Here is a 25853-nt window from a genome sequence, read left to right as displayed (position 1 = left end):
GAGATGTGTATAAGAGACAGACCTCGATCGAGTACCTCACCGGCTTCCACCACATCCAGACGGAGCGCCCGGTCGTCCTCGCGGTGACCGACGACCGCGTCGAGATCACCGTCCCGCGGCTCGAAGTCGAGCGCGTCTCCCCGAACCCGCGGATCGACGCCGTCCACGACTACTTCGACTACCCCGGCGGCGAGCCCGTCTCGGTCGCCGTCGAGATGCTGAACGGCCTCGACGCCGACGCGATCGCCGCCGACGCGGACGGCCCACCGGGGGTGATGGGGTACGAGGGGCCCGCGTTCTCCGAGTTCCTCGATGTCGACACGCAGTCGTGGGTCGACCGAATGCGCTGGGCGAAGTCCGACGCGGAGGTCGACCTGATCCGCGAGTCCGCGAAGTGGGCGAACCTCGGCCACCGCTACCTCGCCGACTTCTCCGAGCCCGGCGCGCACCCGGCGACGGTCTCGCAGCGCGCGTCCACGGAGGCGTCGCGAGCCATGCTCGACACGCTCGGGGACGCCTACAGCGTCCGCGTCCGCGGCGACGGCCCGGTTCACGCCGGCTACATCTCCGGCGAGGAGACCGCGCTGCCGCACGGCCACACCCCGAACGAGCGGCTCTCCGAGGGCGACGTGCTCGTCACCGGCGCGACCGCCAACGTCGACGGCTACCGCTCGGAGTTAGAGCGGACGATGTTCGTCGGCGACTATACCGACGAGCAGGAGCACTACTTCGAGCTCATGCTGGAGGCGCAGACGCTCGCCATCGACGCCTTGGGGCCCGGCGTGCCGGTCGCCGAGGTGGATCGGGTCGTCTGGGACTACTTCGAGGAACAGGGCGTGACCGAGCTGGCGCAACACCACGTCGGCCACAACATCGGGCTCGGCGCGCACGAGCCGCCGTACATCGACCGCGGCTGGGACGAGCGCTACGGCGGCGACGACGCCGTAATGGAGCCCGGCCACGTGTACACGATCGAACCGGGGCTCTACACCGACGAGTACGGCTACCGGCACTCCGACACGGTGGCGATCACCGAGTCGGGAACTGAGCAACTCACCAACTTCCCGCGCGAAATCGACTCGAACGTCGTCTGAGCCCGGCTACGTGATCCGGTCGACGACGACCCGGTGGCCGGTGTCGGCGGCGTGATCGCGGCTGCGGGCGTCCGCGTCGTTCGCGGCGTGATACAGTCGTTCGAGCGAACACTCGCGACAGACGAGGTGGTATCGTTCGGTGCGAGATGAACTCTCCATGCGCTTTTTTACTCCTTCCAGAGGAATAGTTACGAGCAGCATACCGACCCGGCAGCGCGATGCTACCGCGCGATCGCGTCACCGCGACGTCGGACGCCGCGATTCGAACCGGTCGAGCGCGACCTCCAGCATGTCCGGGCTCACCGGTTGGTACTCCTCGCGCTCGTGTTCGGGGAGGTACTCCCGGACCGCGTTCCACGAGTCTCGGGCGTACCGGGCGTCGAGCAGGACGCGGACGCCGCGCTCGTCCGGCCCGCGGATGACGCGGCCGACCGCCTGCCGGGCCTTCCGAACCGCGGGAACGGTGAGCGCCGTCTCGAAGCCGGACTCGAACCGGCGGTCGTAGGCGGTGATTACCGCCCGCGTCTGCGGTCGCGCCGTGTTGATGATCGGGACGCCGCAGACGACGGCCGCCGAGAGCCGGTCGCCGCGGTAGTCGACGCCCTCCGTGAGGGTGCCGCGGAGGCTCGTCACGAGCACCTTCCCGTCGCCGGCGAAGAAGTCGTCCTTCAGCGACTCGGTCTCGCGGTCGCCGGAGGACTCGTCTAAGAGCACCGGCTTGTCCAGCCGCTCCGAGAGCGACTCGGCCATCCACGTCGCCTCCGCGTAGCTCGGGGTGCCGACGAGGACGTTGCCCTCGCGGCGCGCGACCGCGGCCGTCGCGTCGAGGTGCGCGAGCCGCGTGGGGTTCTCCTCGCCCGGCGCGCCGCGGTTCTGGTGGGTGAACTTCGGCGCGTCGACGGCGAGGCTCGCGCGGTTCTCGTCCGGGAAGGAGAGCCCGTACGTCCGCTCGACGACCGGGCGGCCGCGCTCGGCGAGGTGGTCGAGCCCGGTCACCTCGCGGAACAGGTCCATGGGCTCCAGCGTCGCGCTCATGAGGACGCCGCCGCCGAACTCGGCGAGTCGGTCGCCGATCGGTTCGCTCGGGAGGCAGTTGTGGAGCGCAAGGCGGGCGTTGTACGCGCGCCGCCACGAGTCCGGCGGCTCCGTCTCGTCGAAGGTGCGTTCGAGTTCGATCGCGCGGAAGAAGTCGGTGTGCCCCTCGCGATACCAGGCGTTGAGTGTGCGGCCGACCCCCGGAGCCGCGCGCTGTTTGTCCTCGTCCTCCAGCGTGTCGAGGACGCGCTTGACGACCGCGCCGACCTGTTCGGCGCGCGCCCAGACGCGCTCGCCGTGCCCCTCGCCGTCGGCCCACTCGGTGATCGCGTCTTCGCCCGGCTCCTCGGGGTCGCGCAGGGGGATCTCGTCGTCGTCGAGCTCGCGCATCGACGCGCGCCAGTCCGGGTGCTCGCGGTCGAGGTGCGCGGTCACGCGGCGGTCGAGTTCGCCGCGGAGGTCGGCGTAGAACTCCCTGACCGCCTCGATCTCCTCGACCGTCACGTCGGCGTCCTCCAGTTCGCCGCGGACCAAGGCGGCGTCGTCCGACTCCGCGCCCGCCGACTCGAACGAGAGCGGCTGGACGACGCGGGTGAGCTCGTTCTCCGCGTCGCGGAGGCTCGCGTCCGCGACCGCGTCGCTCACGAGGTCCCGCACGCGCGGTTCGAGCATGTGCGCCTCGTCGCAGACGACGAACGTCGAGTCGTCCAAGAGCGCGCCGGTGAATGTCCCCGTCGTCACGGGGTCGAACGCGTGGTAGTAGTTGCCGATGACGACCTCGACCTCCGGCACGAGCGCGCCCATGATCGAGTGCGGACACGAGCCGTGACCCGCCGCGAGCCGGACGAGCTCGTCGGCGCCCACGTGGCCGAGTTCGGTCACGTCGAACGGGACCGCCTCGGCGGGGTCGCCGTCTTCCGGCAGGTCGTCGAGGAAGCCGGCGTAGAACGGACAGAACTCGACGTCGTCGTACTCCTCGGTGTCCGGGCGGTACGGCGTCGGCTCGCCGTCGACGGAGAGGTAGTCGGCGTCGGGCGCATCGCTCGCGTCGGCGCCGGAGTCCATGAGCCCGACCTGCTGGCTCCGGGCCTCGCTCACGAGGTTCGAAGTCGTCGTCGCCCCGCCGTCGCCGACGAGGTTCCGGGTCCGCTCGCGGAGCCCCTCGCAGCGCTCGTAGACGTTCTCGCGGTCGATGCCGCCGCGGTTCTCCCGGGCGTACGGACAGACGTCGGCCTTCCCGACGAGGGTGAGGCCGGAGACGGGGTCGTAGTCGCTCGGGAGGTTCTCGTTCACCGTCCGGAGGTCCGTCTCGAACTGGCGCAGCTGCTGTTTGACGCTGGTGAGGACGAAGACGCGCTCGAACGCCGAGTCCGGGTCGCGGACGCGGTCGAGGCCGGCGGTGAGCGCGAGCATCGTCTTTCCCGTCCCGCAAGCGCCCTCGAGCGCGAGGAAGCCGCCGTCCGCGGCGGCGTCGACGGCGGCGTCGATGCCGTCGGCCTGCTCGGGATACGGTTCGGGGTGGCCGAAGAAGTCGGCCCACGGGGGCGAGTCGGTCACGAGAGCGAGTTACGCCCCATGCGATTTAAACGCTTCATCGCCGGTCGCGGGCGGCCGTTACCCGCGCAGACGCGCCGCTGGCGGTGGCTCGGCGAACGGGGACGAGACGGCCTCACCCCACGATGTCGTGGAGGTCGGAGAGCTGGTCGATCTCCCAGGTCGGCCAGACGTTCAGGTCCCAGTCCCGGCGGTGGGGGCGACGGATGAACGCCGAGTCGATGCCGGCGTTTTCCGCCGCGCGGACGTCCGACTCGTTGTCGCCGACGAACAGGGCGTTCCCCGCGTCGAGGTCGCCGAGCGCCTGCTCGATGTAGTGCGGGTTCGGCTTGCGGAGCTGAAGCGAGTGGATCGTCGGCTCGCGGCCGTACGCGGCGCCCATGCGGTCGAACCCGTCGAAGTGGTCGACGAGGAAGTCGACGGTCGCCTGCTGGTTCGACGAGACGATCCCCATCTGCACGTCGAGGTCCTGGAGCTCGTCGAGGTCGTCGTACGGCGTCTTGCGGCCCTGACGGGCCTCGTGCTGTTGGGCCCGCGACACCACGTCGTCGCGCGTCCGCCAGAACGACCCCGGATCGAGGTCGTACGTCTGACAGACGGTGCCGACGCTGCCGGGGGTCGCACCGATGGTCATCTGCTCTACGTCGTCCGGATCGGGCTCCTCGACGCCGCACTCCTCGAACGCGTTCCGGGTCGCATCCCGGAGCACGTCGAAGCGCGTGCGGCCCACGAGGACACCGTCGTTGTCGAACACGACGGTATCGTACGTCATAGCCTCCATTCACGGCCGGCAGGGATAAGGGTTTCAGTGAGCGTCTCGACGACGAGAATCGGACGAGACGGCGTCTCCGGACGGTTCTCGGCCGCGACCGACCGGTTTTATTCCGATCGCGTCCACCGACGAGCCATGCGCGTCAGCGTCATCGGCGGGAGTTCGATCGGTTCGGAGACGGCGGCCGTCGCGGAGGCCCTCGGCGAGCGGCTCGCAGAGCGGGGTCACGTCGTGGTCTGTGGCGGTCTCGGTGGGGTCATGGCGGCGGTCTGTCGCGGTGCCCGGTCGCGCGACGGCGAGACGATCGGGATCCTCCCGACGAGCGATCGGCGCGACGCGAACCCCCACGTCACGGTCCCGGTCGCGACGGGGCTCGGCCACGCCCGCAACGCCCTCGTCGTCATGAACGGCGACGCCGCGGTGGCGGTCGACGGGGGGAGCGGTACGCTGTCCGAGATTGGGCTCGCGCTGGCGCAAGGCCGTCCGGTGGCCGGGCTCGACACGCACGACGTCGAGGGCGTGGAGGCCGTCGGCTCGCCGGCGGCGGCGGTGGAGTACGTGGAGCGAGCCGCGGGACTCGACTGATCCCCGTCCCCCGTCGTCTCGACTCCGGTCGTCCGCCGTCCTCGACCGCGGTCATCCGTCAGTCTCGACCCCGGTCACGTCGAACCGAGCGCCGCCCCGAGGCCCCTCGGAGACGGAGACGTCCCACCCGTGTGCCCTCGCGACCTCACGGACGATGTTCAGTCCGAAGCCGGTCCCGTTCGGGTCCGTCGTGTACCCCACCTCGAACACGCGGTCGTGCTCTTCCGGCGGGATGCCCGGGCCGTCGTCCGCCACGAAGAATCCGGACGGCAGGACCGCGCCGGCGCGCGTCGACGTGTACATCGGGGAGATGTCGCCGACGACGACGGTCACGTCGCCTCCGCCGTGTTCGACCGCGTCGCCGGGCTTCGCCCGGCTGCCCGTGGAACCGTGTTCCACGCTGTTCCGGAACAGGTTCTCCAACAGCCGCTTCAGCCGCCCGCCGTCCGCGAGGATCCGCTCGTCGCTGTCGACGACGAGCGTCGCCTCACCGGTCGCGACGTTCGCCCAGCACTCGTCGGCGAGCGCAGCCAGTTCGACCGGTTCGAGATCTTCCGGCTTCTCGCCCTGTTCCGCGAGCGTCAACAGGTCGGAGAGCAGTTCGAGCGTCCGATCGACCGCGGACGCCGCGTCGTCGACGTGTCCGACGCCGCCCTCGCTCTGTGCCATCGCGAGCCGTCCCTGTGCGACGTTGAGCGGGCTCCGCAGGTCGTGAGAGACACCCTGAACGAACTCCTCGAACCGGGCGCGCTGTCGCTCCGCCTCCGCGACGGCGCGCGCGGACGCGACGGCGTTCGATATCCGGCGGACGAGAACCGGGGTTCGGTCCGAGTCGGGACGCGCCCTCGCGACGTCGGTGGCCCCCGCCTCGAACGCCGCCGACACGCCGGGCGCGTCGAGCGACTCGTCGGGGCAGAACACGATCGGGAGGCTCGGGTGCCGGTCGCGGGCCGCCGAGACGACGGGGAGACCGGTCGGTTCCCCGGGGGCGCCGACCGCGACCAGACAGTCGACGGGCGAGTCGCGCAGGACCTCTAGGGCCGCGTCGACTCCCTCGACAGGCTCGACGGCGAGGCGGTCGTCGTCGCGCTCCAACGCGTCCGCCAGCCGCGTCGCTCGGTCGAGCGTCCCCGCGGCGAGGACGACGGCGATCGAACCGCTGAGAGTGGACATCACGGAGGACCCTTTCCTCAACGCCCGACCGCTCGGCTCATAAACGTTGTTGGGGCGCGCCGGTCGGAGACGCCGTTCCCGGGTTCCGAGCCGTTCGCGGCTCACCGGGGGAGGCGTTCGCTCGCGACGTGACCCCCGACGAGCGCCGGCCGATCGGGCGCGTCGGGCCGCGAGCGGTAGTAATTAGATGTAATTAAATTTTATCAGTGGGGAGCGAGACGGATCGGGTAATGAGCGAGTACACCACGATATCGCTGCGCAAGGAGTTCGTCGCGGACGTGGAGGCGTACATCGAAGACGAGCCGTTCGGCTCGGTCAAGGAGTTCGTGAAACACGTCGTCGTTCAGGAGATGGAGTCCGACGACGGTGTCTCCGAGGCGGAGGCGAAACAGATCGCACAGAAGCTCCGGGACCTCGGGTACATGGAATGAGCGGGAGCCACCGCGGGTCGGCGGGCACGGTCGTCGAGGGGGTCGACCGCGCCGACCTCGTCCTCCTCGCGATCCCGCTCGCGTTCTGCGCCGTGTACGCCCTCGGGTCGCTTCTGGCGGCCGATTACACGATCCCCGTCGCGGGCGCGTCGCTCGCGGCCGGGGGTCTCGTGATCGACGGGCTGTTCTGGCACCCGCCGAACGGGAAGTGACGCCAGATGCGGTCCGAGAACGACCAAAGGCGGCCTCTCTCGGCCGTTCCCCGCAGCGCGAGACGCGCTACCAGGTGTCGTGGAACGTGTCGAACTCGATGGAGTCGAGCGGCTTCTCGCCGATCGCGGCCTCGTACTCGCCGGGCGTCAGCATCGGCTTGTGGAACCGGGGCCCGTCGTCGGTCGTGATCCGCGGGCAGCCGGTGTTGACGAACGCGTCCATGTCGAAGTTCCGCAGGCGGTCCGGCGTCACCTCGTCCATCGTGATCAGGTAGGCGTTGTCGTTCTCGTCGACGATCTCTTGGGCCTTCTCCCAGCGGCCCTGCCCGATCTTCGTACAGAAGATGACCCCCCACTTCTCGGCGTCCATCGCCTTGTGGACCGAGGCGTAGCGCTGCTTGAGGAACTGGTCGTGCTCGGCGACCGAGACGGCGTTGTTGACGGGGTCGGCGATGACAACGCGCTTGTCCGGGTGCTCCATGGCGAGCCCGACCGGGTGGAACTTCCCGCCGCCGACGTACAGCACCTGCTCGGCGTCGATGTCCGCGGAGGCGTAGTTACAGCCGAGCACCTGCCCCTCCTTCGTGAGGCGGTCGTCGCCCCGGCGGGTGTGGACCTCGTAGCCGCGCTCCTCCAACCAGTCGGTCATCTCCTCGAACCGGTTCATGTGCTGGGCCGTCGTGACGAGGCCCACGTCGGCGTCCTCCTCCGGCGACGCGACCTCCTCGTCCAGCGCGTCCTCCATGATCGGGAACGGGTCGACGTTCGAGAACAGCGGGACGTAGACGATGCTGTCGGACTCCTTCATCGGCGTGTGACCGAAGTGGACGAACACGTCCGTCCGGCGCATCAGGTACGTATCGAGGTCGCAGGCCCCGTAACAGGGCTGCCCGGAGAGCATGAAGGTGACGTCGTCGGGGGCGACCTCGCGGAGGTCGTCCGCGACCTTCGGGCCGCGGCGCTTGAGTCCCTCGGGGAACTGTAAGCCGACCTTCGAGGCGTCGCGCTCCTCGATGGCGTCGAGGATCCGATCGAGTTCGTAGTCCCACTCGCGGTCGTGTTTGAGGGCCATCCCCGTCTTCGTCAGGTCGCCCTCCGTAGAGCCGCTCATATGGCCCGAGTTGTGCGGCAGGACGGTTAAACGACGCGTTCGACCACGGATCGCTCGGACGGCGGACCGAAGCGCCCGCTCGGTCCGCTCGTGGCGACCGTCGGCCTCAGAGCGCGTTTCCGACAAGCAGCCTCGCGACCCACGCGCGGACGCCGGGAGCCACCGCGCCCTCGGGGACCGCGACGGGGTCCGATTCGACGCCGAGCGACGGGCGGGCCGCGTCGCCGGTCGCGTTCGAAGTCCAGACCAGACCGTCGTCGGACGGACTCGCCAGAGCCGATCCGCGGACGTCGAGACCCGGACCGGCCCGCACGGTCAGTCTGTCGGCGGCGAGGTACCGGGTTCCCTCGCCGCCGGAGACCATCGGCATGTCCGGCGAGGCCGGCGTCAGCGGCGTGAAGACGACGGCCCCGAGGGACCGCCGCGCGGCGTCCGGGTCGCGGTACTCGACCGCGAGCGCCTCGCCGTCGAGGCGGGCGTCGACGTCACTCGGGGACGCGATGCCGTCCCCGGCGGCCTCGACCGCGACCGCGCGTCGGAGGGTGTCGTTCGCCGCGAGGGCGTCCGCACCGGTCGCGAGCCGAGCGCGCGCCCGCCAGGTCGTCGACTCGTTCGCGTGGACGGTGACCGTGAGCGAGCTCTCGCCGGCGGTCACGCGCTCGCCGCTCGGCGTCGGTTGATCGAGGTCGCAGACGCCGCATACGGGGGTCGGCGGCGCTCGGGCGTCGACCGGCGCTGAGGCGAACCCGGCGGTCGCGAGGAGGAGGAGCGCTGCCACTGCGGAGGGGCTGCGAGGGCCCATATCGGGGGCGAAGACGGGGGCCCACTAGAATCCACGGGCCGCGTGGGAGACGCCGGCGCGAGTCGCTGCCGCGGCCGACGAACCTAACAGCCGCCCTCGCCAACCCGGCACAGATGACCGATATTCCGCTCGAACACGTTCACGTCGCCCCGGACGAGGGGGCCGACGGCGCCCCCGCGCCCGCCGTCTTCGTGCTCCACGGCCGCGGAGCCGACGAGGAAGACCTGTTGCCGGTCGCCGCCGAACTGCCGGACGGGCTCCACGTCGTCAGCCTCCGCGCCCCCGACCCGCTTCAGGGCGGGTACACGTGGTACGAACTCGACCTCTCGGCGGGCGGGCTGGAGTCGAGTCAGCCGGACGCGGCGGACTTCCGCCGCAGCCTCGACCTGATCGTCGAGAGCGTCGAGGCCGCGGTCGACGCGTACGGACTCGACGCCGACCGGATCGGCCTGCTCGGATTCAGTCAGGGGGCGATCGCGAGCCTCTCGCTCCTCTTGGAGGACCCGGACCGCTACGCGTGGGTCGTCGCGCTCCACGGGTACCTCGCGGAATCGCACGCCGATCTCGACCCGGACGGGATCGAGGGCAAGCCGGTCTTCGTCGGTGCCGGAGCCGGCGACCGCGTGATATCCCAGTCGCGGACGGACGCGGCGATCGATCGGATCGAAGCCCTCGACGCGGCCGTCACGAGCGGGAGCTTCCCGGGCGGCCACGGCATCGGTCCGCAGGAGCTCGACGCAGTCGTCGAGTTCGTCGCGTCCCGAACGGCGTAGCGGACGACGAAAGCCGCAGTCGAGCCCCGGCTCCGGCAGGTTCAAACCGCTCGGAGACGATGTGCGGCTATGAGCGTCGAACAGGTCTCTATCGAGGACCTCGGCCGAGAGCTCGGCGAGCGGATCGCCGAAACCCCGGAGTACGAGCGCTTCGAGGAGGCGAGAGCCGCGGTCCAGCGCGACGAGGCGGTCCAAGAGCAGATCGACGAGTTCGAGCAGCTGCGCGCGGAGTTCATGCAGGCCCGCCAGACCGGACAGGCGACGAACGCCGAACTCCAACGCGTCCAGGAGGCCCAAGACGAGCTCCACTCGATGCCGGTGATGAGCGAGTACCTCGACGCGCAAGACGAACTCGGGGAGACCCTCGAAGCGATCAACGAGGCCATTTCGGAGCCGCTCGCCGTCGACTTCGGCGGCGAAGCCGGCGGCTGCTGTCAGGACTGACCCGCGGCCGACCGCCGCGGAGCTCCGCGAGTCCGAGACCGCGCCGCGCGGTGACCCCGAGCGACCCTTTTTCAGCGATACCGACGCACTCCCGCCGTGATAGCCGTTGCCGGCGGCAAGGGCGGAAGCGGAAAGACCACGACCACCCTCGGGCTCGCCCGCGCGCTCTCGCGGCGCGGCGCGCCGGTCGTCGCGGCCGACGCCGACTGGGACCTCCCGAACCTCGCCCGGCTGGCCGCCGAGACGGACTCCGACGTCGGTCGAGAGGCCCGTCGGGGCGCGGAGGCCGGCGGGAGCGACGCGGGCACCGTCCTCGACGCCGTTCGGGGGACCGCTCGGATAGCCGTCGATCGCGCCGCGCCGACCGTTCTCGCCGCGCCGGACGACCCGCGGTCGGTCGACGCCGGTGCGACCTTCGACGCGCTCGCGGGGGCGGCCCCGGAGGGCACACCGGTGTTGCTCGACAGCCCGGCCGGGGCGTCGCCGGACGTCGCCGCCCCCCTGCGATCGGCCGACTGCGCGCTGATCGCGACGCCGCTCAGGCGGGCCGCGCTCCGCGACGCCGCGAAGACGGCGGCGATCGCCCGTCGGCTCGACTGTCCGCCGATCGGGGTCGTCGTGATCGGTGAGACGAGCGTGCCGGACCGAGTGGGGACGCTGCTCGGCTGTCCGGTCCTCGGTGCGGTCCCGGACGGCGGGGCGGCCCCGCTGGCCGACCCGGACGTCCGGAGCGCGTACGACGACCTCGCCCGGCGGCTCGGTGAGACGGCGGCGGGGACGGGGTGGCAGGTCGCGTGAGGATCGGGAGACGAGCCGGCGCGGAGACGACGGCGGGCGGCGTCTCGCCCGGTCGAGAAGGCCGCCACCGACAGACCCAAACCTCCACGGGCGGCAGCGATCGTATGGAGACGCTCCCGACCGGAATCTCGGCGCTGGACCGACAGTTCGGCGGCGGGATCCCGAGCGGTAGCGTCGTCGTGCTGAAGGCCGCTCCCGACAGCCAGTCCGAGCTCATCTTGAACCGGTTCGCCCGGGCCCGGGAGTGTCGCTACCTGACGACCGTCCGGTCGGCCGCGGCGGTAGAGGCGGCGCTCGACCGCGACGGGGACGAGGAGACGACCGTCGAGGCCATCGACGACGGCGGCGACCTCGACGGAGCGGCGTCGCTGACCGCCGACCCCCCCGACGGCGGGACGCTGATCGTCGACTCCGTGGAGCCGCTGGAGGCACGCGCGTCGCCGTCGGCGTACGCGGAGTTCCTCGACGGCGTCCGCTCGCGGATCGTCGACGCCGACGGCGTCGCCGTGCTCCACGCGCTTCGCGGCGGCGAGGACCCGGAGACCCGTCGGGTCACGGAGCAGGTCGCCGACGTCGTGTTCGACCTCCGGACCACCGTCACCGGCACCGAGATCGCGAACCGGCTGATCGTCCCGAAGTTCCGCGGCGGCGCGGCGCTCGAAGAGCCGCTGAAGCTGAAGCTCACCGACGCGGTCGCCGTCGACACGAGCCGCGACATCGCCTGAATCGACCGGGGTTCTGACCGCGCGCCTACAGGGCGGCAGACGCGAGGGCCACGACCACGCCGGTCGCACCCGCCGCGACCGCCCAGTTCCGCGCGGTGTCGAGCGCGCCGTACGGTCCGCCCTTTCGCGAGAAGAGGTACAGCGCGTACACGGCGAGCGGTGCCAGCGTCGGGAGCGTCGCCACCGAGACGACGCCGGTGAAACTCGACAGCAGCGCGACCGCGACCGTCGCCGCGCCCGCGACCCCGGCGACGAGTGCGTCCTCGCGCGCCCGTTCGATCTCCATGTCCGGTGTGGGCGCGTCGCCGGGCAAAAGCGATCCGTTCGGCGGTCGGCTCGGCTCCCCGAGCGGGGTCGCTGCGCGGAGCCGGCGCTGACGAGCGCGGTCGCTGTCGGAAGGGGAGCGCAATAAAAGCGAGAATCGGCAGAACGGAGGTCGGTTACTCGTCGTCGATCTCGTCGACGATCTCGTCGGCGTCGACGTCGACGTCCTCGAGCGCCTCCTCGATGTCGACGTCGCCGGCACCGGCGCCGCCCATGCCGCCCATCATGCCGCCGAGACCGCCCATACCGCCGCCATCGATGACCTCCTCGACGACCACGCGGTCGAGGTCGAGGCGGCCCATCAGGTCCTGGGCGATCTGCTGTTTCTGGAACATCCACTGCTGGTTCATCTGCATCGCCTGCGTCGCGGTGACGTAGAGGACGTCCTTCTCGACCTCCTCGGTCTCGACGGTCTCCTCGCCGTCCTCGTCCTCGGTGACGGTCTCCTCCTCCTCGGTCTCCGTCTCGATGCGGACCTCGGGGGCCTCTTGGAGGTACATCCCGAGCATGCCGGCCGCCTGCTCCTCGCGGTCGTCGATGGCTTCGAGGATCTCGTACTCGTACTCGAGGTCCTCGCCGGCGAGCGGGTGGTTGAAGTCGACGCGGGCGCGGCCGCCGATGATCGTCTCGAGGTGTCCCTGCTGGTTGTCGATCTGGACCTGCGCGCCGGGGTAGCGGCTGTCCTCGGGGATCTTGTCGGCCTTGACCGTCTCGACCTCGTCGGGGTCGTACTCGCCGAAGGCGTCGTCGGCGGGGACGTCGACCGTGCCCTCGTCGCCGACGGCACCGCCGATGAACGCCTCCTCGACGGAGGGGAAGACGTGGCCGGCGCCGAGCGCGATGATGCGGGGCTCGAAGTCGTACTCGTCGACGTCGATCTCGGCGTCCTCGGCCGTCTCCTCGTCGGTGGTGTCGATGACGCGGTCGTCGTCGGCCGTTCGGATCGTGTACGCGACGCGGACGAAGTCGCCGTCTTCGAGTCCGTCGGCGTCAGTCTCGGTCTCGGTCTCCTCGGCCTCCTCGGCCGCGTCCGCTTGCTCCTGATCGCTCATACCTGAAGGTCACCTGTTACACCCTTAAGAAGCACGGTTCGGCCCGAAGCCCGCCGACGAGCGGGCGACAGCGGCGGTTCGGCGGCCGACGCGCCCGCGCAGGGGCCGCGGCGGCGCGACGCGGGACCCCGCGGCGGTTCGCCGGAGGGCCCTCCGGCGTCCCGCGCCCCTTATCAGCGTCCCGGTCGCATCGACGGGCATGTTCGAGGTCGAGATCAAGGTCCCGGCCGAGTTGGACGCGACGCGCGAGCGCCTCCGCGAGGTCGGAGCCGAGCGCGTCGCCGCCAAGCGACAGCGCGACACCTACTACGACGCGCCGCACCGCGAGTTCGCCGAGACCGACGAGGCGCTCCGGATCCGACGCGAGACCCCGCTGTCGGACGGCGACGGGTCGACGACAGCCGACGGCGACGGGTCGCCGGAGGACGGCGCGGAACCCGCGGCGACGGTCACCTACAAGGGGCCGCTCCTCGACGAGGCCTCGAAGACCCGCGCCGAACACGAGACGGGCGTCGACGACGGCGAGGCGCTCGCGGCGGTCCTCTCGGGGCTCGGTTTCGAGCCGGCCGCGACGGTGGAGAAGCGACGCGAGTTCTGGTCGTACGACGGCTTCACCGTGACGCTCGACGCCGTCGCCGGGCTCGACGAGTACGTCGAGATCGAGCGCCCCGTCGAGTCCGAGAGCGAGGTCGACGCGACCCGCGAAGCGGCGGTCGAGGCCCTCGACCGGCTCGGCCTCGACGCGGGCGATCAGGTGCGGACCTCGTACCTCGGGCTGTTGTTGGCCGCGGAGAGCGACTGACGGCGGGAGCTACGCTCCGTCGTCGTCGCCGTCGCCCTCAGCGTCTCCGTCTCCTTCCGGCCGCTTCTCGGAGAGCACCGTCCGCTCGAACTCGCAGACGAGTACGTCGTCGTCGCCGTCGACGATCTTGAACGCCTCCACGCGCATGGTGACGACGCCGCGCTCGCCGTCGCTCGTCTCGCGCTTGTCAGTCACCGTCGAGCGCGCGCGGATCGTGTCGCCGTGGAACACCGGGTTCGGGTGTTCGACCTCGTCGTACGAGAGGTTCGCGACGATGGTCCCGTCGGTCGTCTCGGGGATCGAGACCCCGACCGCGAGCGACATGGTGTACAGGCCGTTCACCAGCCGACCGCCGAACTGCGTCTCGGCGGCGAAGTCGGCGTCGAGGTGGAGCGGCTGCTGGTTCATCGTCATGTCGCAGAAGCGCTGGTTGTCGGCCTCGCTGATCGTCCGGCGCTTCGCGTGATCGATGGTCTCGCCGACCGCGAACTCCTCGTAGTAGCGTCCGGGCATGGCCCGTCCGTCGCCCGGCGGCGTGAAATCGGTACCGCTCTTAACCATGTAGCCATCCGTGGTGATTCACTCCGAAACCGAAGCGGTGGATTACGAGTAATCTGATTGGCGGCGACCACCGCCAAACCTCCACCTGAGAGGTCATGTCCGGGTTACTACGGATCACCGGCGACCACCGCCAAAGCCCCAGCCGCGAGGGCTCGCGCACCTCGTTGTGCTCCTCGCTCGCGTTGCTCGCTGCGGTGCTTACGTCGGTGGGGTTCGCCCTCGCGGCTGCCCCTTCGAGTCCCGCCCAGCACAGCACCTCACACCTCCCCAACCTCGTCGCTGGCACCCTCCGCTTCGCTCCGGGAGTCAGCGACTCCCTCGCGCGTGCGACTCGCGGCCTTCGACCGCTCGTCGGCACGCGCCACCACACCCTCGTTTATTTATAATACGGCCGGCTCAGACGCCAACGATTTATGTCCGATGGCAGGGAGGCCTCGACATGGCCAGACGAAGCCTGCTGTTCTCGCCCGGCGACAGCCCCGAGCTCATGCGGAAGGCCCCCGGAGCCGGCGCCGACGTGATCTGTTTCGACCTCGAAGACGCCGTTGTACCCGGCCGGAAGGACGAGGCAAGGGCGGCGGTCCGCGAGGTGCTCGCGGACCCCGCCTTCGACCCGGACGCGGAGGTCTGCGTCCGGCTGACCGCCGAGTCGCCCGCGGCCGACCTCGACGGCGTGCTGGGGAGCGACGCCGAGAGCGACGCCGAACCAGAGAGCGAGCCGGCGAGTGAGGGAGACGCCGTCCGTCTCGACGCCGTGATGCTCCCGAAGGTGGAGAGCGCCGACCGCGTCGACGACGTCGCCGACCTGTGCGCCGAGCGCGGGCGGGACCCGGCGGTGTTCGCGCTCGTCGAGACCGCGGCGGGGGTCCTCTCGGCCGAGGCGATAGCGGCCACGCCCGCGACCGACGCGGTCGTCTTCGGCGCGGAGGACCTCGCCGCCGACGTGGGCGCGACCCGCACCGACGAGGGGACGGAGGTGTTGTACGCCCGCGAACACGTCGTCCTCGCGGCGAGCGCGGCCGGCGTCGACGCGGTCGACACGGTGTACACGGACTTCTCCGACGAGGCGGGGCTCCGCGAGGACGCGGCGTTCGCGCGCCGGCTCGGCTACGACGGGAAGCTCGCGATCCACCCGGCGCAGGTGGGACCGATCACCGAGGCGTTCACGCCGGACCCGGAGGACGTCGAGTGGGCCGCGGCCGTCCTCGACGCCCGCGACGAGGCGGAACGGGAGGGGCGGGCCGTCTTCCAGGTCGACGGCGAGATGATCGACGCGCCGCTGATCGCGCAGGCCGAGCGGATCCTCGACCGCGCGCCCGCCGGTGACCGCTGATCCGGCCGACGGACGCGGCCACTATGGGGTCGTCCGTCACAGTTAACCACCGGCCACCAGAGGTGGAAGTATGTCTTCTGAGGCAAACCCGTTCGAGAGTCTGCGAGAGCAGGTCGACGACGCCGCGGCGGTCGTCGACGCCGATCCGGGCGTCATCGAGCGCCTGAAGAACCCGGAACGGGTGTTGGAGACGAACCTGACGTTCGAGCGCGACGACGGCACGCTGGAGACCGTGCGCGCCTATCGCTCGCAGTTCAACGGCGACCGCGGCCCCTACAAGGGCGGTATCCGCTATCACCCGGCGGTCACCCGCGACGAGGTGAAGGCGCTGTCCGGCTGGATGGCGTACAAGTGCGCCGTCGTCGACGTGCCGTACGGAGGCGGAAAGGGCGGGATCGCGATCGATCCGGCCGACTACTCCGAGCGCGAACTGGAGCGGATCACCCGCGCGTTCGCGACCGAACTGCGGCCGCTGATCGGCGAGGACCGCGACATCCCCGCGCCGGACGTCAACACCGGCCAGCGGGAGATGAACTGGATCAAAGACACCTACGAGATCTTAGAGAACACGACCGCCCCCGGCGTCATCACCGGGAAGGCGCTCGACTCCGGCGGCAGCGAGGGGCGCGTCGAGGCGACCGGTCGCTCCGTCGCGCTGTCGGCCCGCGAGGCGTTCGACTGGCTCGGCCGCGAGTTGGCCGGTTCGACGGTCGCCGTCCAGGGGTACGGCAACGCCGGGTCGGTCGCCGCCAAGCTACTCGACGAACTCGGGGCGAGCGTGGTCGCGGTGTCCGACTCCTCCGGCGGGGTCCACGATCCGGAGGGGCTCGATCCACGGGATGTGAAGGCGCACAAGGCCGAGACCGGCTCGGTGATCGACTACCCCGAAAGCGACGGGGTCACCAACGACGAGCTGCTCACGCTCGACGTCGACTGCCTCGTGCCGGCCGCGCTGGAGAACGCGGTCGACGGGGACCTCGCGGCGGACGTCGCGGCGGACCTGATCGTCGAGGCCGCGAACGGACCGCTCACGCCCGACGCCGACGACGTCCTCGCCGAGCGCGACGTCCACGTCGTCCCCGACATCCTCGCGAACGCCGGCGGCGTCACCGTCTCCTACTTCGAGTGGGTCCAGAACCGCCAGCGGTTCGGCTGGACCGAGGAGCGCGTCAACGAGGAGCTCGAACGCGTGATCACGGAGGCGTTCGACACGCTCGTCGACACCTACGAGTCGAACGAGGTCCGCAACCTCCGCACCGCGGCGTACGTCGTCGGCATCGGTCGGATCGTGAACGCGTACGATCAGGCCGGGAACTGGCCGTAGCGATCGGTTTCGGCCGCTTCGAGCGTCGGCGCCGACTCACTCCAGCGTCGCGTCCCGGACCTCGACGTGGCCCCGGTCCCCCTCCCAGACGGCGTCGTAGGTGAGGTCGATGCGTCGGTCCATGTGCGGCCCGTCCACGACGTACGTCTCGAACTCCCCGCCCTCGCCGAGCGGGTGGACGCCGTACTCCTCGCGGAGCGCGAGCAGGTCGTCGAGCGCGTCGGCGTCGTATCGCCGCCCGAGCCACGACTCGTCGAGCCCGTACGCCGCCACCTGAACGATCCGTATCTCGAAGCCGGCGTCGAACATCGCCTCCGCGAGTTCGACCGGGTCCCGCTGCCACAGGGGCGCGAACAGATCGATCCCGAGCCGGTCGCACATCGCCTGGATCCGGCTCGTCTGGAACTCGCTCTCGACCGCGCCGGCCGTGACGCCCGCGAGGTCGATGTCGTCCGCGGCGGCTATCTCGCGGAGCGCCGCCTCCATCGGCTCCAGTTCGGCGTCGCCCTGCGCGCCCGCGTCGTCCACGTCGCCCGCGCCGAAGTCGTCGGGAGACACCTCCACGAGGTCGATCCCGACGCTCTCGGCCGCGAGCGAGGCGAGCTCCGTCGCCGGCGTGTGGTACATGTACGAGTCGCCGGCGGGGTGGACGGTCAACAGCCGCGAGACGTCGAGCCCCTCCTCCAGTGCGCGGTACAGTGCCCACGAGGAGTCTTTGCCGCCCGAAAAGAGGCTCACCCAGTCGTCGGTCATTGGCGAGTGAACGACCGGCCCGCTTAAATCGTCGACGGTCCCCGGTTGACGAGCGTCGACTGCGTAGCGCCGGACGCGGTGATTCGTCGATCGAGCGCCGGTATCCCTGAGGGTTATCCGGGGCACCGCCATTATTAATGAAAAATGACAAGATATTAGCGACGGTGCGTCGGAGCCCACGTATGGAAGACCAGACGGAGCCGACGTTCGAGACGCTCACCGTCTCCGAGGGCGAGGAACCGTTCGGCAGCGCCAGCGAGGCGGGCGACGTCGTCTCGCCGATCCACCTCGCGTCGACGTTCGCCCTGCCGGGGCTCGATACCGAGATGCGACTGGAGGACGTGGACCCGGCCGCCGGCGAGTTCGTCTACGGCCGGCTGTCGAACCCGACCCGGCACACCTTGGAGACCCGGATCGCCGCGCTCGAAGGCGGCGGTCACGGGGCCGCGTTCGCCTCGGGCACCGCGGCGATATTCACGACGCTGCTCGCGCGCCTGAGTCCCGGCGATCACGTCGTCGCCTTCGAGGACCTGTACGCCGGCACCCGCCGGATGCTCGACGACGTCTTCCGATCGCGCCTCGGCGTCGACGTCACGTACGTCGACGCGACGGACACGGAGAACGTGGCGGCCGCGCTCCGCGAGGAGACCGCCGTCGTCTGGATGGAGTCGCCGACGAACCCCCGGCTCGCGCTGTGTGACATCGCCGGCATCGCCGACCTGCTCGCGGACAGAGACGTGTTGTTCGGCGTGGACAACACGTTCGCGAGCCCGTACTTCCAGCGCCCGCTCGAACTGGGCGCCGACGTGGTCGCGCACAGCACCACGAAGTACCTCAACGGACACTCAGACGCCATCGCCGGCGCGATCGTCACCGACGACGACGCGCTGGCCGAGGAGATCCGGTTCCTACAGCAGGTCGGCGTGGGCGCAGTGAGCGGTCCGTTCGACAGCTACCTCGTGTTGCGCGGCACCAAGACGCTCGCTGCCCGGATGGAGAGACACGAGGCGAACGCGACGGCGGTCGCCGAGTTCCTCGACGACCGGCCGGAGGTGAGCGACGTGTACTACCCGGGGTTACCGAGCCATCCCGACCACGAGCTGGCTCGCGAGCAGATGTCCGGGTTCGGCGGGATCCTCTCGTTCGAACTCGACGGAACGATCGCCGACGCGAAGCGGTTCGTCGAGGCGCTGACGGAGTTCACGCTCGCGGTCTCCGTCGGCGGCGTCGAGAGCCTGATCGAACTGCCGGCCGCGATGACCCACGAGCCGCTCTCGCCCGCGGAGCGGGAGGCGCTCGGGATCTCGGACACGCTGATTCGCGTCTCGGTCGGAATCGAAGGGATAGACGACCTGATCGGGGATTTACGAGGCGGGTTCGACGCGATGAACCGGCGTGCGACGACGCCGTCGGCCGACCGCTGACGCCGGGCGTCACCGCGGCGGGCGGCTCTCAGTCCGAGATGAACTCGTTGTCGCGCCAGTTGACGCCGCCCTCTCCCTCGCCGGCCCCCTGCGGGCTCTCGACGACCTCGATGCTGGCGGGTCGCGGCTCGCCCTCGACGATCCGCGTCGCCTCGAGATCGCCGTCCTCCTCGGTGATCGCGGTCAGTGTCCCCTTCTCGGAGAGCGTCGCGATCTTCCGGAGCACGAGGAACATCGGGTACTGGAGCGCGGAGTTCTGGAGGACGGTCTCGCGGTCGCCCTTGAAGCAGGCGAACTCGACGAGCTCGGAGGGGATCTCCTCCTCCTCGTCGTCCATCCACTGCGGGCCGCCGGCGCGCGGGGGCTCTTCCTCCCAGACGCGGGTCTCCGTGACCGACGCCTTCAGCTGGGCGGTGGGCGTGTACTTGCTGATCGATTCGTCGTCGGACAGGGCCTTGATGATGAGTGTGTTGTTTCGACGCGTGATGTCGATGTCGTCGATCTCCGGCGGGAGGTCGGGATCTTCGTCGAAGTACGTCTCTACGTCTTCGAGTGGCAGTTCGAGCGTCGAATGAAGTCGGAACACGCGGCCTGTCATTGTTTGTGGAGTGCGGTGGGGTCGAACCGATGGTCACGGCGGCAGCGGCAACGGCTGTACGTACGTTCTATACGCACCGTGGGTTTATATGGACTGCCCTTCGAAGTGTGAGGATCGGTGTGACGGAGGCGCGATCCGCCTCGCGCCTCCGAGCCGAGTCCGGGACGGATCTCGGCTTCGAGCGGGGCCCGGACCGGAGTCGGCTCGTTACTCTGCGCCCAGTTCCGCGGCGAGTTCGCCGCGTTCGTCGAGTTCACCGAGCACGTCGCTGCCGCCGACGAACTCGCCGTCGACGAACGTCTGCGGGATCGTCTCCCACCCGCTGTGAGACTCTAGCGCCTCGCGGTACTCCGGGAGCGCGGGCAGCACGTCGACCGTCTCGAACTCCTCGACGTGCTGAGAGATCAGCTCGACGGCGCGCTGCGAGTAGCCGCACTGCGGCATCAGGCGGTTCCCCTTCATGAAGAGTACCACGTCGTTGTCGGCGAGCGTGTCCTCGACGCGCTGTTCGATCTCCTCGGCGTCGGCGTCCGTTTCGGGGCTGAACGTCATACGTCTCGGTACGCGTCGCCGAGGCAAATGGGTTCCGCACGGGTGCGGCGGAGTGGGCCGGTCGGTGACCGGCCGAACGGCTCCGGGTTACTCCTCGCGGTCGACGCGGACGACGTCGACGAGCGAGTACACCGGGACCCCGTCGATCTCGTCGTACCCCATCTTGTCGACCAACACGACGCACGCGACCGGCTCGCCGCCCTGCTCGCGGATCGCGTCGATCGATTCCCGCATCGTCGTCCCGGAGGTGATGATGTCGTCGACGACGTAGCAGTCGCGGTTCCGGATCGCGGCGAAGTTCCGCGAGAAGCCGCCACCGTGCTCGTCGATGTCGCCCTCCTCCCACTGGTGTTTCGCGGGGGCGTACGTGCCGAGGTCGGTGTCGAGCCGGTCGGCGACCGCGGTCGCGAGCGGCGCTCCGGCCTTCTCGATCCCGACCGTCAGGTCGACCGCCTCGCCCTGTTTGGCCAAGAGGTCCGCCATCGCGCTCGCCGCGTAGCCGAGGCGGGTGGAGTCGCGCCCGAGCGCCGACCAGTCGACGTGGATGTCGGCGGACGCGGTCGTCCCCGCGGTCTCCGCGCCCTCCGAGCCGCCGCCCCGCTCGACCAGCCAGCTCGCCGTCTCCCGCGAGACGTTCAGCTCGTCGGCGATTTCCCCCTTCGAAAGGCCCCGCTCGGCGAGCTCGGCAGCGCTGTCTATCAGGTCGTCAACGTTCTTCATACGCGGCAAATTCGACCGCCGTTTTAATAGTCGTGTCGTCATCCGCGAACGCGGCCTCGAACTCGTCGATCCCGTGGACGCCGGTGACGAGATCGTCGAGGAACGGCTCCGAGAGGCGTCCGAGCGACTCGACGGCCGACTCGAAGTGCCCGTACCCGGAGTTGACGCTGCCGACGAGCGCCTTGTTGTGGAGGACGAACTCTCGGTGGAGGCGACCGCCGTCGATCTCGAACTCCCAGTCGCCCGGGACCCCGAGGAGCGCGCCGACCCCGTTCGGGGCGAGCGCCTCGATCGTCTCGAAGGCGTGGGGCGCGTAGCCCGTCGCCTCGAAGACGAAGTCCATCGGCTCGTGCGCGTCGGGGACCTCGGGGATCGCGGTGTCGTTCGAGTTCACGTACGTCGCCCCCAGCGACTCGATAATGTCGATCGTCGGGTCCGGGCGCTCGCGCCGACCCAGACAGTAGATCCGGTCGAACGAGTCGTCGAGGGTCGCGACGGTCAGGAGGCCGAGCGACCCGTTCCCCAACACGAGCGCGGACTCCGGCTCCCAGTGGAACGCCGACCGGCTGGCGTACGCGTGTTCGATCGCCTTCTCGGCGATCGAGACCGGCTCGACGAGGAATCCCCACTCGGCGAGCGCCGGCGGGATCTCGACCAAGAACTCCGCGGGGCTGGTGAAGTACTCCGCCATGAACCCGTGCGCGCCGACGATGCCGCGCTCGTGGTACTCGCCGTCCGGAGCCATGTCCGGTTCGCCGCGCGCGAAGTACTCGTTCGCGCCGTTCGGCGGCCGGCGGACCGTCGGGACGACGACGTCACCGACCTCGAACGGCGTGTCGTTCGGGTCCTCGATCACGCCGACGGCCTCGTGGCCCAACACGATGTGGTCCTCGCCCGCGGGCGTCGCGCCGTGGCCGCCGGCGATGACCTCGTGGTCGGTCCCGTCGACGCCGACTCGAAGGGTCCGAACCAGCGCCTCGCCCGGCGCGGGCTCCGGTCGCGGCTTCTCCGTCACGACCGGTTCATCGGCTCCCTCGTAGACGGCAATCGCGTTCATGTCCCGACTCAAGCGGTCAGCCACCAAAAGATTTCTTTTATTTCGAGTAAACGCGGACGACGGATCCCCCGTGGAGTTTTCACTCGGTCGTCCGTACTCGCCGGCGTGTGTACACTGACTCTGGCGTGGCGGGCGTTCGGGGACGCGCCCGTCGCGCTCGCGGCCACCCGCGACGAGGCGCTCGACCGCCCGAGCGAGCCGCCGGCGGTGCGCGGCGGCGGTGGCGGCGGGGGCGACGAGAGCGGCGGCGACGGCGATTCCCGCGAGGGCGTCCGGTACGTCGCCCCGCGCGACGCCGAGGCCGGCGGAACGTGGATCGGCGTCTCCGAGGGCGGCCTCGTCGTCGCGGTCACGAACCGGTGGACGGACGCCGAGCGCGAGGGCGAGCGCTCCCGGGGGCTCCTCGTCCGCGACTGCCTGACGGCCGACTCCGCCGAGGCGGCGGTCCGGGCGGTCGAGCGCGAGCTCGACGAGCGCGCGTACGCCGGGTTCAACCTCGTCTTGGCCGACGCCCTTGGCGCGTTCCTGCTCGCGTACGACGGCGGGCTCGCCGTGACCAGACTCGACCCGGGCGTCCACGTCGTCGGGAACGTCGGCGGCGTGATCAACGGGGGCGAGCGGTTCGCGATCCCCGAGCGACGGGCGGAGTTCGGTGCCGAACGCGCCGACAGCGCCAGGCGGATCGCGGCGGCGCTCGTCCCGGAGCCGGGGGAGTCGGGCGCGTCGTGGCTCGACCGCGCGAGCGGCCTCCTCGCGGACCACGAGTACGGCGCGTGCCTCCACGGCGACGGCTTCGGAACGCGGTCGTTCACGCGGATCCGGACCGGCGACGACCCCGCCGTCGCGCACGCCGACGGACCGCCCTGCGAGACGGCCGCGGAACGCGTTCCCCTCCCCGAGAAGTTCGCGACCGACGGCGTCTAAACCGGGCGATCGGTCTGCCGAGCGCCGGCGGTCGTCTCCCGACGAACCGGCGCTCTCGCGGCGGCTCGACGTCCGCCCGGAAAGCCAGTTTTAAGCGATTCGGGAGGTGTGAGAGAGTATGAGCGCGTCCGAAATCGAGTCCGACCTGTCGGCGGACGAGCGGGCCGGCCTCGAACTCATCCGCGAGACCGGCGGCATCCACCAGAGCGACTTCTGGAAGAAGCTCGACGTCTCGTCGCGGAAGGGGAGCCGCATCGCCGAAGCGTTGGAGGAGTCGGGGCTCATCCAGCGGTCCGACACCGTCTACGACGGCCACAACACCTACTACTTGGAGCCCGCGCCGCGCGACTTGGACTTCTCGCTGCTGATGGCGGGCGACATGCTCTCGCCGTTCATCGGCGAGGAGGAGGTCGACGCGCAGGCGGACGCCTTCTCGCAGTGGATGATGAATCTCGCGTACGAGGAGTACTGACCGCCGTCGACCGACACCGCTCGCACCGCTTCGATTCGTCCGTTCTCTCGCTTTTATCCGCGTCCGCGAACCGCCACGGCCCGGTCATTTTCCTCGATCGAGTCGGGATCGATCCCGTATGAAGCGCGCCCTCCAGTTCGCGGTCGGCGTCGGGCTGCTCCCCGGCTCCGCCGTGTACGCACTGGTCCCGTCGCTCCCGGCCGCACTCGGAACGGCCGCCGTCTACGTCGGCGCGGCATACTTCTACCTCGCGTTCGACGTCTCGCTGCTCGCGCCCGCACCGCGGTTCGACGAGCGTAGCGACAGGCTCGGGTACGGCGTCGGTCTCTTCGGCCTGAGCGTCACCCCAATCCTGTTCGCGCACGGGGCGGGAAGCGGCGACGCGGCCGTGTTCGGCTTCGCGATCGCGTTTTTCGGCGCGGTGGCGTTCCTCACGCTCAGCGAGCAGGCCAGACGCGTCGACGAGCGAACGGAGTAACGTCGACGGAGACCGGACCGGAGCGCCGCGCCGCCGCTCCGGTCAGACCAGCAGGAACGCGAACAGCGCGATCCCGGCCGCGAGCGTCAGGAACAGCACGCTCCGGCCGATTCCGGCCCGGATCTCGACGTCGATCCCGGCGCGGGAGAGCGTCTCGCGCGGGTCGCTCGCGGTTCGCATCGTCGCGCCCGCGAGCGCCATCGTCGCGCGGTCGACGGCGGCCCACAGCTCGGTGACGCCCCACACCGAGCCGCGCCCGAGGTAGAACGCGCCCGGGAAGAGGACGGCGTCGACGTCGGGCATCCGGTGCGCGAGCCAAGCGAGCGGGCGCTTCAGCGAGAAGAAGCCGACGAAGCCGGCGACCAGCAGCGCTCCGCTCTCGACCAAGTGGCTCTGACTGTACGGCTTGAAGTACACCTCGTCGCTGAGGATCAAGTCCGTGAACGGCATCAGCTCGATCAGCTGGGTGTAGAAGACGCCGAAGAAGACGCACGCGCCCGCGGCCAACACCATGCCGCCCGTCTGGAACGGCGTGGCGTCGTCGGGCGTCAGCGTCGCCGACCCGTGGAAGAACACGTAGTAGCCGAGCTTGATGAACGACATGAACGTCCCCACGCCGCCGAGGACGAGCAGCCACCAGAGCAGTCCGCTGTCCAGCAGCAGGACGTAGTTGTGGACCTCGTGCGCGGAGTCGAGCACCATCCCCTTCGAGATGAACCCGTTGAACCCGGGCACCGCGGTGATCGAGGCCGCGCCGACGAGGTAGACGACGAACGTGACCGGCATCACGCGCCAGAGGCCACCCATCTCGCGGATGTCCTCGACGCCGGTCCGGTAGACGACGACGCCGACGGCCATGAAGAGGAGGCTCTTGTAGAGGACGTTGTTGAACAGGTGCGCGAAGCCGCCGACGACGGCGAACTCGCCGACGGCCGTGGCGAGGCCGAACCCGGCGAGCATGTAGCCGAGCTGCGCCTGGATGTGGTACGACAGCAGCCGCCGCGGGTCGTACTGGAGCAACGCGAAGAACGCGCCGTAGACGGCCATGAAGCCGCCGAGGTACGCGAGCCACATACCCCCCTCGGGGAACGCGCGGTACATCACGTAGGCGGCGGTCTTCGTCGTGAACACCGAGAGGAACACCGAGGCCGCGACGTGCGGGCGCGGGTAGGTGTCCGGCAGCCAGGAGTGTAGGAAGATGAACCCGCAGTTGATCCCGATCCCGACCGCCGCGAGCACCGTCGCCGCCGGGTGGATCCCGGTCGTCGCCGAGAACAGGAAGGTCCCGGCGTTCGCGAAGTGGACGACGACGGCCGCGAGCAGGATGGTCCCGCCGGTCCCGTGGAACAGCGCGTAGCGGTAGCCGGCCCGGACCGCCTTCCCGCCGTGCTGCCAGACGAGCAGCGTCGAGGTGACGGCCATCAGCTCCCAGAAGAAGATCAGGGTGAGCCAGTCGCCGGCGTAGATCGTTCCGACGGTCGTGGCGACGTAGGTCAGCGCGAACGCGGTCACCCACGTCGGCGCGTCGCTGCCGTAGGCGTACAGCACCGCGGCCGTGGCGAGGAATCCGACGACGACCCCCATCAGCAGCGAGAACTGGTCGACGTTGAAGAAGACGACGTCGAAGCCGAGGAACGTCGTCGCGAGGTGCGCGCCCGTCCCGCCGTCGCCGAGCAGCACCGCCTGAACGAACGTGAACGCCGTCGCCAGCGCGGCGACCGCGTGCCCGGCCCGCCGCGGCAGCGCCAGCACCGCGAGCGCCGCGAAGGCGATCAGGACGTACGGCGGTATCGAGGTGAGAAGGTCGGTGGGCACCGTCACGGGCGCACCACCCCCTCCGGGAGTCGCGTGTCGACGATGAGCTCGATCAGCTCCAAGAAGCCCATCTCGTAGGGGATCACGCCGAGCAGCACCGCGAGGCTCATCGCGGCGAGGATCGGCCCGAGCGTGAACCTGTCTCTTATACACAT

The 25853-nt window shown here is 70.2% G+C and carries 30 protein-coding genes; 15 read left to right on the top strand and 15 right to left on the bottom strand.

The window, feature by feature from the left end:
- A partial coding sequence (locus C464_RS08525; RefSeq protein WP_006113265.1) for a M24 family metallopeptidase occupies positions 1-1094 on the top strand: 1094 nt, incomplete at its 5' end.
- A gap of 6 nt (positions 1095-1100) precedes the next feature.
- On the opposite strand, the gene C464_RS19210 is transcribed toward C464_RS08525, so the two are convergent.
- The 3 genes from C464_RS19210 to C464_RS08515 all read right to left on the bottom strand — a co-directional run bounded on the left by C464_RS19210 (position 1101) and on the right by C464_RS08515 (position 4455).
- On the bottom strand, positions 1101-1253 hold the full coding sequence (locus C464_RS19210; RefSeq protein ID WP_006113264.1) for a hypothetical protein: 153 nt from the start codon (positions 1251-1253) through the stop codon (positions 1101-1103).
- Positions 1254-1331: 78 nt separating this feature from the next.
- Entirely contained in the window at positions 1332-3686 is a 2355-nt protein-coding gene (locus C464_RS08520; RefSeq protein ID WP_006113263.1) for an ATP-dependent DNA helicase, read from the bottom strand.
- A gap of 112 nt (positions 3687-3798) precedes the next feature.
- Positions 3799-4455, bottom strand: a complete 657-nt coding sequence (locus tag C464_RS08515) for an HAD family hydrolase (RefSeq protein WP_006113262.1) — start codon at positions 4453-4455, stop codon at positions 3799-3801.
- A gap of 135 nt (positions 4456-4590) precedes the next feature.
- Here C464_RS08515 and C464_RS08510 point away from each other — a divergent pair, with 135 nt between their 5' ends.
- A complete protein-coding gene (locus C464_RS08510; protein ID WP_049910987.1) occupies positions 4591-5040 on the top strand; it encodes a TIGR00725 family protein in 450 nt (149 codons plus the stop codon).
- A gap of 51 nt (positions 5041-5091) precedes the next feature.
- On the opposite strand, the gene C464_RS08505 is transcribed toward C464_RS08510, so the two are convergent.
- Entirely contained in the window at positions 5092-6213 is a 1122-nt protein-coding gene (locus C464_RS08505; RefSeq protein ID WP_006113260.1) for a sensor histidine kinase, read from the bottom strand.
- 230 nt (positions 6214-6443) lie between these two features.
- On the opposite strand from C464_RS08505, the gene C464_RS08500 reads away from it, so the two are divergent.
- Both C464_RS08500 and C464_RS08495 read left to right on the top strand, forming a co-directional pair.
- Entirely contained in the window at positions 6444-6644 is a 201-nt protein-coding gene (locus tag C464_RS08500; RefSeq protein ID WP_006113259.1) for a hypothetical protein, read from the top strand.
- Positions 6641-6856 (top strand): hypothetical protein, encoded by a 216-nt coding sequence (locus tag C464_RS08495; RefSeq protein ID WP_006113258.1) that lies wholly within the window; start codon positions 6641-6643, stop codon positions 6854-6856. The genes C464_RS08500 and C464_RS08495 overlap by 4 nt, the downstream gene beginning before the upstream one ends.
- A gap of 67 nt (positions 6857-6923) precedes the next feature.
- Here C464_RS08495 and dph2 read toward each other — a convergent pair whose 3' ends face one another.
- Positions 6924-7967: a diphthamide biosynthesis enzyme Dph2 gene (gene dph2 / locus C464_RS08490; protein ID WP_006113257.1), complete on the bottom strand. Its 1044-nt coding sequence runs from the start codon at positions 7965-7967 to the stop codon at positions 6924-6926.
- Between the two features lie 106 nt (positions 7968-8073).
- Positions 8074-8769, bottom strand: a complete 696-nt coding sequence (locus C464_RS08485; protein WP_049910985.1) for a hypothetical protein — start codon at positions 8767-8769, stop codon at positions 8074-8076.
- Positions 8770-8882: 113 nt separating this feature from the next.
- Here C464_RS08485 and C464_RS08480 point away from each other — a divergent pair, with 113 nt between their 5' ends.
- The 4 genes from C464_RS08480 (at position 8883) to C464_RS08465 (ending at position 11509) form a co-directional block, all read left to right on the top strand.
- Positions 8883-9542 carry an alpha/beta hydrolase gene (locus C464_RS08480; protein WP_006113255.1) on the top strand — a complete coding sequence of 220 codons (660 nt, stop codon included), beginning with the start codon at positions 8883-8885 and terminating at the stop codon, positions 9540-9542.
- Between the two features lie 69 nt (positions 9543-9611).
- Positions 9612-9986, top strand: coding sequence for a YlbF family regulator (locus tag C464_RS08475; RefSeq protein ID WP_006113254.1), 375 nt, complete (start codon positions 9612-9614; stop codon positions 9984-9986).
- Between the two features lie 96 nt (positions 9987-10082).
- Positions 10083-10784, top strand: a complete 702-nt coding sequence (locus tag C464_RS08470; RefSeq protein ID WP_006113253.1) for a nucleotide-binding protein — start codon at positions 10083-10085, stop codon at positions 10782-10784.
- A 104-nt stretch (positions 10785-10888) separates the two neighbouring features.
- Positions 10889-11509: an RAD55 family ATPase gene (locus tag C464_RS08465; RefSeq protein WP_006113252.1), complete on the top strand. Its 621-nt coding sequence runs from the start codon at positions 10889-10891 to the stop codon at positions 11507-11509.
- A gap of 25 nt (positions 11510-11534) precedes the next feature.
- Here the strand turns inward: C464_RS08465 and C464_RS08460 are convergent, their stop codons facing one another.
- Together C464_RS08460 and C464_RS08455 are read right to left on the bottom strand one after the other, a co-directional pair.
- Positions 11535-11795, bottom strand: a complete 261-nt coding sequence (locus C464_RS08460) for a hypothetical protein (protein ID WP_006113251.1) — start codon at positions 11793-11795, stop codon at positions 11535-11537.
- Positions 11796-11949: 154 nt separating this feature from the next.
- Positions 11950-12885, bottom strand: a complete 936-nt coding sequence (locus C464_RS08455; RefSeq protein ID WP_006113250.1) for an FKBP-type peptidyl-prolyl cis-trans isomerase — start codon at positions 12883-12885, stop codon at positions 11950-11952.
- A 199-nt stretch (positions 12886-13084) separates the two neighbouring features.
- Between C464_RS08455 and cyaB the strand changes: the two genes are divergently transcribed.
- Positions 13085-13687, top strand: coding sequence for a class IV adenylate cyclase (cyaB, locus tag C464_RS08450; RefSeq protein ID WP_006113249.1), 603 nt, complete (start codon positions 13085-13087; stop codon positions 13685-13687).
- A 9-nt stretch (positions 13688-13696) separates the two neighbouring features.
- Here cyaB and C464_RS08445 read toward each other — a convergent pair whose 3' ends face one another.
- The gene (locus tag C464_RS08445) at positions 13697-14200 is read right to left on the bottom strand and encodes a MaoC family dehydratase (RefSeq protein WP_006113248.1); all 504 of its coding nucleotides are present in this window, start codon (positions 14198-14200) and stop codon (positions 13697-13699) included.
- Positions 14201-14687: 487 nt separating this feature from the next.
- Here C464_RS08445 and C464_RS08440 point away from each other — a divergent pair, with 487 nt between their 5' ends.
- Positions 14688-15581: an HpcH/HpaI aldolase/citrate lyase family protein gene (locus C464_RS08440; protein WP_006113246.1), complete on the top strand. Its 894-nt coding sequence runs from the start codon at positions 14688-14690 to the stop codon at positions 15579-15581.
- A gap of 70 nt (positions 15582-15651) precedes the next feature.
- Complete coding sequence (locus C464_RS08435; protein WP_006113245.1) at positions 15652-16905, top strand: Glu/Leu/Phe/Val family dehydrogenase; 1254 nt, start codon at positions 15652-15654, stop codon at positions 16903-16905.
- A gap of 36 nt (positions 16906-16941) precedes the next feature.
- On the opposite strand, the gene C464_RS08430 is transcribed toward C464_RS08435, so the two are convergent.
- Positions 16942-17658 carry a diphthine--ammonia ligase gene (locus tag C464_RS08430; protein WP_006113244.1) on the bottom strand — a complete coding sequence of 239 codons (717 nt, stop codon included), beginning with the start codon at positions 17656-17658 and terminating at the stop codon, positions 16942-16944.
- Positions 17659-17840: 182 nt separating this feature from the next.
- On the opposite strand from C464_RS08430, the gene C464_RS08425 reads away from it, so the two are divergent.
- Positions 17841-19082 carry a trans-sulfuration enzyme family protein gene (locus C464_RS08425; protein WP_006113243.1) on the top strand — a complete coding sequence of 414 codons (1242 nt, stop codon included), beginning with the start codon at positions 17841-17843 and terminating at the stop codon, positions 19080-19082.
- 28 nt (positions 19083-19110) lie between these two features.
- Here C464_RS08425 and C464_RS08420 read toward each other — a convergent pair whose 3' ends face one another.
- The 4 genes from C464_RS08420 to C464_RS08405 all read right to left on the bottom strand — a co-directional run bounded on the left by C464_RS08420 (position 19111) and on the right by C464_RS08405 (position 22009).
- On the bottom strand, positions 19111-19680 hold the full coding sequence (locus tag C464_RS08420; protein ID WP_006113242.1) for a DUF7110 family protein: 570 nt from the start codon (positions 19678-19680) through the stop codon (positions 19111-19113).
- Positions 19681-19887: 207 nt separating this feature from the next.
- A complete protein-coding gene (locus tag C464_RS08415; protein ID WP_006113241.1) occupies positions 19888-20232 on the bottom strand; it encodes a glutaredoxin family protein in 345 nt (114 codons plus the stop codon).
- 87 nt (positions 20233-20319) lie between these two features.
- Entirely contained in the window at positions 20320-20952 is a 633-nt protein-coding gene (gene gfcR, locus C464_RS08410; RefSeq protein WP_006113240.1) for a transcriptional regulator GfcR, read from the bottom strand.
- Positions 20939-22009, bottom strand: coding sequence for a glucose 1-dehydrogenase (locus tag C464_RS08405; protein WP_006113239.1), 1071 nt, complete (start codon positions 22007-22009; stop codon positions 20939-20941). Before C464_RS08405 ends, gfcR begins: the two co-directional genes overlap by 14 nt.
- Positions 22010-22114: 105 nt before the next feature.
- Between C464_RS08405 and C464_RS08400 the strand changes: the two genes are divergently transcribed.
- The 3 genes from C464_RS08400 to C464_RS08390 all read left to right on the top strand — a co-directional run bounded on the left by C464_RS08400 (position 22115) and on the right by C464_RS08390 (position 23883).
- Positions 22115-22933, top strand: a complete 819-nt coding sequence (locus tag C464_RS08400) for an NRDE family protein (RefSeq protein WP_006113238.1) — start codon at positions 22115-22117, stop codon at positions 22931-22933.
- 118 nt (positions 22934-23051) lie between these two features.
- On the top strand, positions 23052-23405 hold the full coding sequence (locus tag C464_RS08395) for a helix-turn-helix transcriptional regulator (RefSeq protein ID WP_006113237.1): 354 nt from the start codon (positions 23052-23054) through the stop codon (positions 23403-23405).
- Positions 23406-23523: 118 nt separating this feature from the next.
- Complete coding sequence (locus C464_RS08390; RefSeq protein ID WP_006113236.1) at positions 23524-23883, top strand: hypothetical protein; 360 nt, start codon at positions 23524-23526, stop codon at positions 23881-23883.
- Between the two features lie 42 nt (positions 23884-23925).
- On the opposite strand, the gene C464_RS08385 is transcribed toward C464_RS08390, so the two are convergent.
- Positions 23926-25704, bottom strand: a complete 1779-nt coding sequence (locus C464_RS08385) for a Na(+)/H(+) antiporter subunit D (protein ID WP_006113235.1) — start codon at positions 25702-25704, stop codon at positions 23926-23928.
- Positions 25705-25853: the final 149 nt, after the last annotated feature.

The sequence above is a fragment of the Halorubrum coriense DSM 10284 genome (assembly GCF_000337035.1).
Lineage (GTDB): Archaea > Halobacteriota > Halobacteria > Halobacteriales > Haloferacaceae > Halorubrum > Halorubrum coriense.
This window is presented reverse-complemented; position numbering and strand designations above follow the sequence as displayed.